The sequence below is a fragment of the Prevotella sp. Rep29 genome (genome assembly GCF_019551475.1).
Taxonomy (GTDB): domain Bacteria; phylum Bacteroidota; class Bacteroidia; order Bacteroidales; family Bacteroidaceae; genus Prevotella.
Window position 1 is genome coordinate 2,235,785 of record NZ_CP047159.1, and the last position, 12,664, is coordinate 2,248,448.

Consider the following 12,664-nt stretch of genomic DNA (forward strand, 5'->3'; position numbering starts at 1 on the left):
TAAGCGGGAAAGGTTATTTATAAAAAAATGCTTATCTTTGCAAGCAATTAGTACTTTATTACCCCTCTATGGAACGGTCATGGACTTAGTAACATCATAAAAAGAGAAACTGATGAAAGAAATATTCAAAAAGTTTAAACTGTCTCATGAAGTTGGCATCCGTCTACTATTAGTCGTTTTGACATTTTTATTGTTTGATTTTTTTTGGTGTATTCAGACGACATTCCGGGCGTTTTCATATCCAGAGACATATATCAATGCTTTGACTATCAGCCTAATATTACTATTTCCATATATCTTAACGCGCCGCGACTGGTCCTTTTTCCCGATTGTTTTCATCCTTAACCTGCTCTTAATTGCAAACTTAATGTATAATCGCACTTATAACAGTGCGATACCCTTAAATAGTTATCTCATCGCTGACAATCTAACGGATTTCATTCCAAGCATAGTAGCCTCCATTCGTTGGTTTGATTTTCTATTGCCATTATTGATGATTCCGTTCTTTTTCATGAGAAAAAAATCAAAAGAACATTCATGGCGTAAAGGTTATTGGCATTGCTTCAGGCTATCAGCGTCCGTTTCATTATGCCTCATATTTATTTTAGGTGGATTTGTTCATGCGATTAAGTCAAAGAAAACGGTTAATGACTATATGTGTATAACGCCTGCATATACCATTTTCGGGGGTATGCTATATGATGCATTAACAAGTGGGACACAGATTAGTGATGAAGATGCAAAAGAAATAACAGCATACCTCAACCAACATGTTGCTATACCGCTATCAACAGACACCCTTAGTGTACGCAAAAATTTAATTCTTGTATTTTGTGAGTCATTGGAGTCATGGGTGCTCGAAAAGAAGGTGGAAGGAATAGAAATAACACCCCATCTCAATCGAGCAATTCGCCAACCGACAACACTCTACGCACCTCATGTTCTTTCACAAGTAAAAGGTGGGCGCAGCATTGACTGTCAACTGATAGTTAATGCTGGTTTATTACCTGTAGAAAGTGGAGCATGGTCTCTTCTCTATCCAAAAAATCGTTTTTTTACACTTAATCAAGCCATGAAAGAATGTTGGGATACCCGTAGTTGGCTGCTAACAGCAGACAGACCTACCATTTGGAACCAACAAGCAGTGACCTTAGCATTTGGTATTGATTATGCGAAATATCGCCAAGACTGGAAGTTGGAGGAAGCTAGTGGCCCCAGAAATAACATCGGTGACGCAGCACTCATGCGACAAGCAGTCAATCTCATGCAAAAAGGAGAGATATGGCCTCACGGAACACACGCTTTTATACAGATTGTTACTTACTCTGGTCATCACCCTTTTAAATTGTCTGATAATCTCCATCGGATTCATCTTCGGAAAAACTATCCCGATATGCTTCGCGATTATCTCGTCACTGCCAACTATACAGACCACGCTCTCGGTTATTTACTTGACTATCTGCAATCGCGTCCGAATTACAGTGAAACAATGATTGTCATTATGGGAGACCACGAAGGGTTGGCAGGCGATCGCAAAACACTATGCACTTCTCAGGAGGGAAAAGGATTTGTCTCCAACAAGTCTTTCGTTCCGTTGATTATCATTAACGCTCCTAAGGCCATGCGCTATAATTCTGTAATGGGACAAATTGACATCTACCCAACATTACTTCATTTACTGGGGCTTGAAAATTATGTTTGGAAAGGTATTGGCAAAAGTATTTTAGCCACTGACAAACTGCCTGTTGCCGTTGCACCTGATTACCATCTTGAAGGAACCCCCACAGCAGTTCCTTCCAATGAAATTGAACATCTCCAAAAAGCATATTCCATTTCTGATAAGATTATTCGGTTTAATTATTTCCATAATGATACTGAATAAAATTCCCAACATATTATAAAAAGAAAACCAAATTAAAGAAAATGAGAGTATGCTATCTGGCATATCCTTTTTTTAATACAAAAAATCTTATACAACAATAATAAACCGAGAACAATTTTGTTTTCCAAAATTAATATTGTACTTTTGCAGTAGCTATAACATTTAAAACTTAATATAACTATGGTAGATTACAAATCAATCGGTCTCGTCAACACACGAGAAATGTTCAAACGCGCCATCAACGGCGGTTACGCCATTCCTGCGTTCAATTTCAACAACATGGAACAGTTGCAAGCCATCATCAAGGCTTCGTCGGAGTTGAAGTCTCCTGTCATTCTGCAGGTGTCAAAAGGTGCCCGCAACTATGCCAACCAAACCCTGTTGCGCTATATGGCACAAGGAGCAGTGGAATATGCAAAGGAGTTGGGATGCAACCATCCGGAAATCTGTCTGCATCTGGACCATGGCGACACCTTCGAGGTATGCAAGAGCTGTGTGGACTTCGGTTTCTCTTCAGTGATGATCGACGGTAGTTCACTCCCTTACGATGAGAATGTTGCCCTGACCAAGAGAGTGGTGGAATATGCCCATCAGTTCGACGTAACGGTTGAAGGCGAACTGGGTGTGCTCGCCGGTGTGGAAGATGATGTTCAGGCAGAAGAATCACACTACACCAAGCCGGAGGAAGTCATTGATTTCGTTACTAAGACTGGCGTTGACTCGCTTGCCATCTCTATCGGTACGAGCCATGGTGCCTATAAATTCAAGCCGGAACAGTGTACACGTGACCCGCAAACGGGAAAACTGATTCCGCCTCCATTGGCATTCGACGTGCTTGACGCCATCATGGAGAAACTCCCCGGATTCCCCATCGTGCTGCACGGAAGTTCTTCCGTTCCGCAGGAATATGTAGACACCATCAACCAGTATGGCGGAAAACTGCCCGATGCTGTCGGCATTCCCGAGGAGCAACTGCGTCGCGCATCTAAGAGCGCCGTATGCAAAATCAACATCGACAGTGACTCTCGTCTGGCATTCACCGCTGCTGTCCGCAAGGTGTTCGCTGAAAAACCGGGCGAGTTCGACCCACGCAAATACTGCGGTCCGGCTCGCGACCTCATGACAGAGCTGTATAAACACAAGATTACCGATGTGCTCGGTAGCGACAACAAACTGATACAGATGGACTAAAGTCAAGTCCGCTGTCCCATTTAGACAAATGATGGGACGGAACAGCTATTCACTATTGCCCAAAATGTTCAAAACAGCTGTCCCATTTAGACAAATGATGGGACGGAACAGCATAAGAAAAGGCGGCTCAAAATGATTGAGCCGCCTTCTTTTATTTCCATTTTGATGATGCAGATAACGTCTGCCGATTCGATATCAGCAGCCCGCCATTTATCTCAGATTCTCCACATTGAAAGTTTCCGGATAGCCCGTCGTAGGATTCAGGCGCATCTTTGTCATCGTTTTCTTGGTAAAAATGTAAATAGGAAGATGCACCAACTTACCGAACTGCGCAGCAAAGAGTCCGAACGTGGCAATCTGCTGGTCCTTGGAGTGAATGCCAATGGAGATTCTTCCCGGTAAATTCACACACACGCCAGAAGCGTCCTTCTCCCTGTTTTCTCCAAATGAAGCGTGCATAGAGGGAACGCTATGCTCATCTTTCACACTAATATAATAAGGTCTTCCACCCAAATCGTCGATATCTGTCATTCCCAACTTATCAGAGAAACGAAACAGCAACTGCTTGTCAACCTCCTTGGTCGGGATAAAATTGAGAATCACTTCAGTCGTATCAGCATCTTCCGTTCCGAGGAAAAGCTGCGACAAAGCCTTCTCTTGCGTATCCAGTTTCTCGAGCATCACCTTCAGTTGCTCACCATCTTTCGGCATAAAGTCTGCCTGACCGCGTGTGAGTTGATTACGACTCTCGCGTATCTCCATGATATCCTGCGCCACCAGCTCCGCCATCTTGGCTTTACTACCCGAAGTAAGTATTTCGGCATTCATAAAGTCGCGCGGATTCAATTGCTGCGGTTTAGGACTGGGGACGAAAGTTTTGGGTGCCGTTTCGTCCTCACCTGTCATGTTTATTGCCAACAGAATACCTTTCTCATTCAAATCCACATGGTTGATATTACGCTTACCATCCATTTTAATGGTAAACATCTTTGTCGAATCGGGCATCCCGACTGACAACAGATGAATGTTGAGCAATTCATACTTCACTTCAGGTTCTAAACTCACGTCGCTGCGCTTCAGATAATTTTCTGCATACTCAGCATATTCACCGGGCGTATAGGTTTTCTTTTCAATTTTCAATGCGATACGCACCGCTGTTTTCGGCAGGAAGTAATCAATGCCTTCAGTTTGTATTTCCTGCGCTTGAATGGACGTTGCCAGCAACAAGGCTGCCGACAAAATAATCTTTCTCATGAATCGTATTTTTAATCGTTTAATCGTTTAAATGCTTTCGGAAGATAAGCAATGATATCACTTGCTATCAAACTCTCCTTGCCCAAATCTCTCGCAGCCAAATCACCGGCAAGTCCGTGCAGATACATTCCAAGTTCGCACGCCTCCTTCTGTTTATATCCGCGAGCCAGTAAGGCTGTTATCATTCCCGTAAGGACATCGCCGCTCCCAGCCGTCGCCATACCGCTATTTCCCGTCGAATTAAACACCACCTCGCCATTGGGCAGGCATAGTGCCGAATAGTGTCCTTTCAACAGGATATAGAGTTGCAGGTTCTGCGCCATGTCGCGAGCCTTTATCAACCGCTCATAGTCATCGCTGCAAGGGCTGCCGTTCAGGCGGTCAAACTCTTTCGGATGGGGAGTCATTATCATCCCTTTAGGCAGCTGCTGCATCCATGCGCGATGGTTGGCAAGTATATTCAATGCATCGGCATCAACAACGATGGGAACCTGCGAACGGCGCAACTGCGCAATCAGCGCAATTGCCGTGGTTTCCGCAACGCCCAGTCCCGGACCGATTCCCACAGCATCATAGTCCTCAGAGTCTACTGCCTCTGAGAAATATGTCTCTTCCCTATCCATCTGCATCACGGCTTCCGGCACTGCCGTCTGCATAATATCGTAATTGCGTCTGGGCGTATGGATAGTCACCCGCCCGACTCCCGACCGCAGACATGCCCGTGCAGCAAGGACAGAAGCTCCCGCCATTCCATAACTGCCCGCAATCAGAAGGGCATTGCCCACACTCCCTTTATGCGCGAAGTCGCCACGGGGAAGCAGGAAACGACGCACATCGTTTTCCTCGAGGATGGAGAACTGCGTCTGGGCACGGGCTATGAAACTCTGATTCAACCGGATGTCGAGTATGCGAAGATCTCCTATAAACTGCTGCATGTCGGCAAACATGAACGCCAGTTTCTTGAACTGGAACGTCAGCGTCATGTCAGCACGGATGATATTGGCAAGAATATTATAGGTATTGTTCTCCGTCATCAAGCCCGACGGAACATCAATACTAATCACTTTCGCCGGAGACTGATTGATGTATTTTACCAGAGAGGCAAATCCACCTGCGAGCGGCTTGTTCAGCCCCGTACCGAAAAGTCCGTCGATGACCACCGTCCCAGCATCCAGCTGTGGTGTGTCAAACTGCTGCGTGACTTCCGTGAAACTTTTCACCCGCTTACAATCATGCAGACGTTGCTTATTGATGGCACATTCTTCAGTAAGCTTATTCGACACATTGAAAAGATATACCGAAACCGACACGTTCTGCTCTGCAAGCATGCGGGCAACAGCCAAGGCATCCCCCCCGTTATTGCCGGGTCCGGCAAAGACGACCACGTGACATCCTTCCGACAATGTCTCCATGACAACATGAGTCACTGCCCTTGCAGCACGCTCCATCAAATCAATCGGACGAATCGGTTCCTGTTCGATGGTATATTTGTCAACTTCTCGTATTTGATTACCTGTAAAAATCTTCATCACTGCAAAAATAATAAATAAATGTAAAACGATGGCTTTTCGCTTCTTTTTTTTTCATTTTTTAGAGAATAATCGACATCTTGCACGCAATTTTATCGGAGAAAACTCAAAAAATCACAAATTTATTAGTATTTTTGCGTCAAAATCAAATTTACCATATCATGGATATCATCAGAATCAAAGACAAGTGTTTCCGACCATCAATTCCTGAGGCGGAAATTCTCGAACGAGTACAAGCCGTTGCCGACCGCATCAACAAAGACATGGCAGGTAAGAATCCGCTGTTGCTCGCCGTATTGAATGGTGCGTTTATCTTCGCTGCCGACCTCATGCGCCGGCTGACTATCCCCTGTGAGATTTCATTCGTCAAACTGGCTTCATACCAAGGAACGACTTCAACCGGGAAAGTCACTGAGGTATTCGGCATCAATGAAGACATCACCAACCGCACGATTATCATTGTGGAAGACATCGTTGAGTCAGGACTTACCATGAAGAGAATGATTGAAACCCTCGGCACACGCCATCCGGAATCAATCCACATCTGCACGCTGCTGCTCAAGCCCGACAGGCTGCAGGTCCCGCTCGACATCGAATACGCAGCAATCGAGATACCTAACGACTTCATTCTCGGCTATGGTCTCGACTATGACCAGCAGGGACGGAACCTGAAAGACATTTATACGATTGTAGAAGAATAAAAAAACATAAAGCACATGAAGAACATTGTTATTTTTGGAGCACCTGGCTCTGGCAAGGGGACGCAAAGCGACCTGATGATTGTGAAGTATGGTTTCGGACACATCTCCACCGGCGACGTGCTCCGCAATGAGATTAAAAACGGGACTGAACTGGGAAAGACCGCCAAGGGATATATCGACAACGGACAGCTGATTCCCGACGAGTTGATGATTGACATTCTCGCCAGCGTATATGATACTTTCGGAACCGACCATAAAGGCGTTATTTTCGATGGATTCCCACGCACCATTCCGCAAGCAGAAGCACTGAAAGAAATGCTGTCGAAACGCGGGCACTGCGTAGCTGCAATGATTGAATTGGACGTGCCGGAAGATGAGCTCATGAAACGCCTCATCAAGCGCGGACAAGAGAGCGGACGCTCGGACGACAATGCAGAAACCATCAAGAAACGTCTTGACGTATATCATAACCAGACCTCACCGCTCGTAGATTGGTATGAGAAAGAAGGTATCCGCAACCATATCGACGGTCTTGGTGAGCTCGACCGCATCTTCAGTGACATCTGCAACGTCATTGACAAACTTTAATTCCACATGGCTGAATCGAACTTCGTTGACTACGTGAAGATATGCTGCCGTTCGGGAAAGGGCGGAAGAGGTTCCATGCACCTGCGCCATGTGAAATACAACCCGAACGGAGGTCCCGACGGTGGAGACGGAGGGGACGGAGGAAGCATCTATCTGAGGGGCAACCATAATTACTGGACACTCCTCCACCTGCGCTATCAGCGACACGTTTTCGCCGAGCACGGAGGAAACGGCGGACGTGACAAATGTCATGGCACGAACGGAAAAAGCCAATACATCGACGTGCCGTGCGGAACAGTCGTTTACAATGCTGAGACGGGAAAGTTCGTCTGCGACGTGATGTACGACGGGCAGGAGGTCCTTTTATTAAAAGGCGGACGAGGCGGTCTTGGAAATTTCCAGTTCCGCTCATCCACCAATCAGGCTCCGCGCTATGCACAGCCCGGCGAACCGATGCAGGAGATGACCATTATCCTTGAACTTAAGCTTCTTGCTGACGTCGGACTGGTAGGATTTCCCAATGCAGGAAAGTCCACACTTCTCTCATCACTCTCCAGCGCACGCCCGAAAATCGCCAACTACCCGTTCACCACGCTCGAACCCTCACTCGGCATTGTCAGCTATCACGACCAGAAGTCGTTTGTCATGGCAGACATTCCCGGCATTATTGAAGGGGCAAGCGAGGGGAAAGGGTTGGGATTGCGCTTCCTGAGGCATATCGAACGCAACTCCCTGCTGCTGTTCATGGTTCCCGGCGACACTGACGACATCAAGAAAGAATACGAGATTCTGCTCAACGAGTTGAAGAAATTCAATCCCGACATGCTCGACAAACATCGCGTGTTAGCTGTGACAAAAAGCGATTTGCTTGACGATGAACTCATTGAGATGCTCAGCGAACATTTGCCTGAAGACGTGCCGACCGTATTCATCTCGTCGGTCACCGGAAAAGGGCTCAACGAACTGAAAGACATCTTATGGAAAGAACTCAACAGCGAGAACAACAAGTTGCAAGCCATCATGGCTGAAGACACACTCGTGCACCGCGACAAGGACATGACCGTCTTTGCCAGAGAGATGCAAGCAGAAGGAGAAGATGAGGAGATTGAATATGTGGATGTGGAAGACATTGACGACTTGGAGGATTTTGAATACGAAGACTGATGCGCCCACAACTGAATCATTATCACCTGGTCCCACACATCATTGCATTCAGCACCACCCGACACGGAGGCACGAGCACTGGAAATTATGCTGAATTCAACATCAACAGGTATTGTGGTGATGATGAAAGGGCTATCGAAGACAATCGCCTGTTGCTCTGTAAAGAACTGGGCATCGCGCCTACACACTTGGTCTATCCACACCAAGTTCATCAGACAACCATCCGACAAATCACACCTGAATTCCTGTCGCTCCGCGATGATGCGAAAGAAGCATTCATCGATGGGGTTGATGCGCTGATGACCGACGTCAGCGGCATCTGCATCGGCGTGTCCACTGCCGACTGCATCCCGGTCATCATCTATGACCCGGAACGGCATGCCGTTGCCGTTGTCCATGCAGGATGGCGCGGGACAGTGGCTGCCATCGTGCAAAAAACGGTGGAGACGATGTGCCGGGCGTACAGCTGCGCTCCCAAAGAGCTCCGTGCTGTCATCGGCCCGGGCATTTCAAAAAAACATTTTGAGGTCGGAGATGAGGTCTATGAGGATTTTCTGCAAGCCGGCTTCGACATGGATGCATTGGCTGAAAGATATCCTGCCCGGGCAAATTCTGACACGACAGCCACGCACACCTATAAATGGCACATTGACCTGCCGCTATGTAACCAGATGCAACTGCTGAGAATGGGAGTTCCTGACAAGAACATCTACATGTCACGAATCTGTACGTACGAACAGGCTGACGACTACTTTTCCGCACGTAGGCTGGGTATCAACAGCGGGCGTATATTCACTGGTGCCATGATGAAAGAAGACTGACTCTCGCCTGCCCTACCTGCTGTTTTGCGCATCAACGCCTTTTCGCACGCTGCTCCCGATATTTTGCTTTCTGCCGCGCAGAACCGCTGCCATGTGCACCGGTGATATATTTCTTCTTTTTTGCCTTGGTCTTTACCTTCTCAGCATCCCGTCCACCGTTTTTCGATGCACCGCCCTTGAACACAACGCCACCACCGGCAATGATTTCATCTATATCACTCATACCGCCCTATCAATGATGAAACAGTCTCACACCTGTAAATGCCATCGCAATGCCATACTTGTCACACGTCATGATTACATGGTCGTCACGAACCGAGCCTCCTGCCTGTGCAATATACTGAACACCACTCTTATGAGCCCGCTCAATATTGTCGCCGAACGGAAAGAAGGCATCGCTGGCTAAACTCACCTGCGTGTTTTGTGCTATCCACTCACGCTTCTCATCCATCGTCAGAGGTTCGGGCTGACGGGTGAAGAACTGCTGCCATGAACCATCGCGCAACACGTCTTCTGCCTCATCGCCGATATACAAATCTATCGTATTGTCGCGGTCTGCACGACGAATGCCCTCAACGAAAGGAAGTGACATCACCTTCGGATGCTGCCGCAGCCACCAGATGTCTGCCTTCTGTCCGGCAAGGCGCGTGCAATGGATGCGACTCTGTTGTCCGGCACCGATGCCGATGGCCTGACCATCTTTTGCGTAGCACACGGAATTACTCTGCGTATATTTCAGCGTTATCAGTGCGATGAGCAAGTCGCGACGGGCTTCAGGAGTAAACTCCTTATTCTTGGTAGGAATATTCTCAAACAAGACTGGCGAAGTCAGGTCTATCTCGTTACGACCCTGTTCGAAAGTGATGCCAAACACTTGTTTGCACTCCGTCGGAGCGGGCTTATACGTCGCATCGATTTTAATCACATTATATTTCCCGTTGCGCTTTGCCTGAAGAATGGCAAGAGCCTCGGGAGTAAAGCCCGGAGCAATCACGCCGTCCGACACCTCTCGCTTCAACAGCAACGCCGTCGCCTCATCACACTCGTCTGACAACGCCACAAAGTCGCCATAGCTACTCATGCGATCGGCACCACGGGCACGCGCATAAGCCGATGCTATCGGCGAGAGTTCCACTGGCAGGTCGTCCACAAAATAGATCTTCCGCAACGTCGTACTCAGAGGCAAACCGACTGCTGCTCCCGCCGGCGACACATGCTTGAACGATGCTGCCGCAGGCAAACCCGTGGCTTGCTTCAACTCTCGCACCAACTGCCAGGCATTCAGGGCATCGAGAAAATTGATATAACCCGGAGCACCCGAGAGCACTTCGACAGGCAGCTCTCCCTGCTCCATGAATATTCGCGAAGGTTTCTGATTTGGATTACATCCGTACTTTAACGCAAGTTCTTTCATGACACTGATTTTTTCTTGGCACAAATTTAGAAAAAAATCCCGAATTATGACGCCATTACATCAAGAAATGCCACTTCGCAAAAAAAAAAACAACACTCCCAAATCGGTCATCGGACAGAAAAAAGAATTATTTACGACAAAACTCAAAACAAACGACTGTTTCACGACAGAAACACCTGCATAAACATACAGAAACACCGTATAAATATAACACCTGAACTTTCGTTTTCCAAAAGTTCAACTTTTGCACGCTGAAAGTTCAACTTTCACCGCCTAAAAGTTCAACTTTTGCACGCTAAAAGTTGAACTTTTAGAAAGTACATCCTAATACATTCACTATCAATAAGTTACAAACCGCATCCCAATCCACACCCCACTGCATAAATATACAGCATGCGTCTTTGCACAAATGCCCGACTTAATCCCCATCTTGATGTCCAAACGAGAAGTCTGACCACAAAAAAACTGCCTCCACCCAAGACGGGTAGAGGCAGTTCTTAACATCTATCTCCTTAATACTTTCGCAAGTATTGTTGGCTACTTATTCTGCTTTGGCTTCCTCGGCAGGAGTTTCCTCTTTCACTTCTTCAGCAACGGGAGCTTCTTCCTTTACCTCTTCAGCAACAGGAGCTTCCTCTACTTTAGGAGTCTCTGCCTTGGTTGACCGGCGGCTACGACGAGTCTTCTTAGCAGCCTTCGGTGTCTTAGCCATGTTCTCGTCGAAGTCAACAAGCTCGATGAAACAGATATCAGCAGCATCGCCTTGACGATGACCGAGCTTGATGATACGGGTGTATCCACCGGGACGGTCTCCGACTTTTGCTGCTACGTTGCTGAAAAGTTCTTTCAGAGCTTCCTTGTTCTGCAGATAGCTGAACACAACGCGGCGGGAGTTGGTTGTATCTTCCTTGCAGCGTGTGATAAGGGGCTCTACATACTTCTTGAGGGCTTTTGCCTTAGCGAGGGTCGTAGTGATTCTTTTGTGCATAATCAACGAGATAGCCATATTTGCAAGCATGGCATGACGATGGTCTGCAGTACGACCCAGATGATTGAATTTCTTTCCGTGTCTCATTTTTTACGTTTTTCTTTAAGCGGACAGGTTTTGTCAAATGGCGACTTACTCCTTGTCCAGTTTATACTTTGTAATATCGGTTCCAAACGACAGATTCAGACCTTCGAGCAAATCATCAAGCTCAGAAAGCGATTTCTTGCCGAAATTGCGGAACTTCAGGAGGTCGGTCTTGTTGTATTGAACAAGGTCTCCCAGCGTCTCCACATCAGCAGCCTTCAGACAGTTGAGGGCACGAACGGAGAGGTTCATGTCAATCAGACGGGTCTTGAGCAACTGACGCATGTGGAGCACCTCTTCATCGAACTCCTGATTGTTATCAAGGTCAGGATTCTCAAGCGTAATCTTCTCGTCGGAGAAGAGCATGAAATGATGAATGAGGATTTTTGCTGCCTCTTTCAGTGCGTCTTTCGGGTGAATGGAACCATCCGTAGTAACTTCAAGCACGAGTTTATCGTAGTCGGTTTTCTGCTCGACGCGATAAGGCTCAACGCTGTATTTTACGTTACGAATCGGTGTGTAGATAGAATCGATTGGGAGTACATTAACATCCGTGCAGAAGTCACGATTCTCGTCTGCAAGCACGTAGCCGCGCCCTTTATTGATAGTAAGATCTATCTGCATGGAAGCTTTCGCATCTAAATGACAAATCACCAAATCTGGGTTTAACACTTCAAATCCAGTCAGATACTTGCCGATGTCACCTGCTTTGAACTCGGTGGAATTCTCAACGGTGATAGAGACTTTTTCGTTCTCGAATTCTTCTACTACTTGCTTGAACCGAACTTGCTTCAGGTTCAAGATAATGTTGGTGACGTCTTCCTTCACGCCTGGTACTGAAGAGAACTCATGCTCAACGCCGCCGATTTTGACGGTATTGATGGCAAAGCCCTCAAGCGATGAAAGAAGTATGCGTCGCAGGGAGTTGCCAATAGTAACTCCAAAGCCTGGCTCTAAAGGACGGAATTCAAACTTGCCGAACTTATCGTCAGCCTCCAACATTACAACTTTATCGGGTTTTTGAAATGCTAATATCGCCATTAATTTA

Annotated in this window: 12 protein-coding genes; 6 read left to right on the forward strand and 6 right to left on the reverse strand. The window is 46.9% G+C overall.

Features of this window, described 5'->3' with window-relative positions:
* Positions 1-112 precede the first annotated feature (112 nt).
* Together GRF55_RS09475 and GRF55_RS09480 are read left to right on the forward strand one after the other, a co-directional pair.
* Positions 113-1,882, forward strand: a complete 1,770-nt coding sequence (locus GRF55_RS09475) for an LTA synthase family protein (protein WP_220368173.1) — start codon at positions 113-115, stop codon at positions 1,880-1,882.
* 180 nt (positions 1,883-2,062) lie between these two features.
* Positions 2,063-3,073, forward strand: coding sequence for a class II fructose-bisphosphate aldolase (locus GRF55_RS09480; protein WP_220368174.1), 1,011 nt, complete (start codon positions 2,063-2,065; stop codon positions 3,071-3,073).
* Between the two features lie 210 nt (positions 3,074-3,283).
* Here the strand turns inward: GRF55_RS09480 and GRF55_RS09485 are convergent, their stop codons facing one another.
* Entirely contained in the window at positions 3,284-4,327 is a 1,044-nt protein-coding gene (locus GRF55_RS09485) for a DUF4831 family protein (RefSeq protein WP_220368175.1), read from the reverse strand.
* 11 nt (positions 4,328-4,338) lie between these two features.
* A complete protein-coding gene (locus GRF55_RS09490; RefSeq protein ID WP_220368176.1) occupies positions 4,339-5,856 on the reverse strand; it encodes an NAD(P)H-hydrate dehydratase in 1,518 nt (505 codons plus the stop codon).
* Between the two features lie 161 nt (positions 5,857-6,017).
* On the opposite strand from GRF55_RS09490, the gene hpt reads away from it, so the two are divergent.
* The 4 genes from hpt to pgeF are packed head-to-tail and all read left to right on the forward strand — an operon-like array spanning position 6,018 to position 9,130.
* Positions 6,018-6,557: a hypoxanthine phosphoribosyltransferase gene (gene hpt / locus GRF55_RS09495; protein WP_220368177.1), complete on the forward strand. Its 540-nt coding sequence runs from the start codon at positions 6,018-6,020 to the stop codon at positions 6,555-6,557.
* Between the two features lie 15 nt (positions 6,558-6,572).
* Positions 6,573-7,145, forward strand: coding sequence for an adenylate kinase (locus GRF55_RS09500; RefSeq protein ID WP_220368178.1), 573 nt, complete (start codon positions 6,573-6,575; stop codon positions 7,143-7,145).
* 6 nt (positions 7,146-7,151) lie between these two features.
* Positions 7,152-8,309: a GTPase ObgE gene (obgE, locus tag GRF55_RS09505; RefSeq protein ID WP_220368179.1), complete on the forward strand. Its 1,158-nt coding sequence runs from the start codon at positions 7,152-7,154 to the stop codon at positions 8,307-8,309.
* The gene (gene pgeF / locus GRF55_RS09510) at positions 8,309-9,130 is read left to right on the forward strand and encodes a peptidoglycan editing factor PgeF (RefSeq protein WP_220368180.1); all 822 of its coding nucleotides are present in this window, start codon (positions 8,309-8,311) and stop codon (positions 9,128-9,130) included. The genes obgE and pgeF overlap by 1 nt, the downstream gene beginning before the upstream one ends.
* Positions 9,131-9,161: 31 nt before the next feature.
* Here the strand turns inward: pgeF and GRF55_RS09515 are convergent, their stop codons facing one another.
* The 4 genes from GRF55_RS09515 to GRF55_RS09530 all read right to left on the reverse strand — a co-directional run bounded on the left by GRF55_RS09515 (position 9,162) and on the right by GRF55_RS09530 (position 12,657).
* The gene (locus tag GRF55_RS09515) at positions 9,162-9,353 is read right to left on the reverse strand and encodes a hypothetical protein (RefSeq protein WP_220368181.1); all 192 of its coding nucleotides are present in this window, start codon (positions 9,351-9,353) and stop codon (positions 9,162-9,164) included.
* 9 nt (positions 9,354-9,362) lie between these two features.
* A complete protein-coding gene (locus GRF55_RS09520) occupies positions 9,363-10,544 on the reverse strand; it encodes a phosphoribosylaminoimidazolecarboxamide formyltransferase (protein ID WP_220368182.1) in 1,182 nt (393 codons plus the stop codon).
* Positions 10,545-11,085: 541 nt separating this feature from the next.
* The gene (rplQ, locus tag GRF55_RS09525) at positions 11,086-11,619 is read right to left on the reverse strand and encodes a 50S ribosomal protein L17 (RefSeq protein ID WP_220368183.1); all 534 of its coding nucleotides are present in this window, start codon (positions 11,617-11,619) and stop codon (positions 11,086-11,088) included.
* Positions 11,620-11,664: 45 nt separating this feature from the next.
* Positions 11,665-12,657 carry a DNA-directed RNA polymerase subunit alpha gene (locus tag GRF55_RS09530; RefSeq protein WP_220368184.1) on the reverse strand — a complete coding sequence of 331 codons (993 nt, stop codon included), beginning with the start codon at positions 12,655-12,657 and terminating at the stop codon, positions 11,665-11,667.
* Between the last annotated feature and the right edge of the window lie 7 nt (positions 12,658-12,664).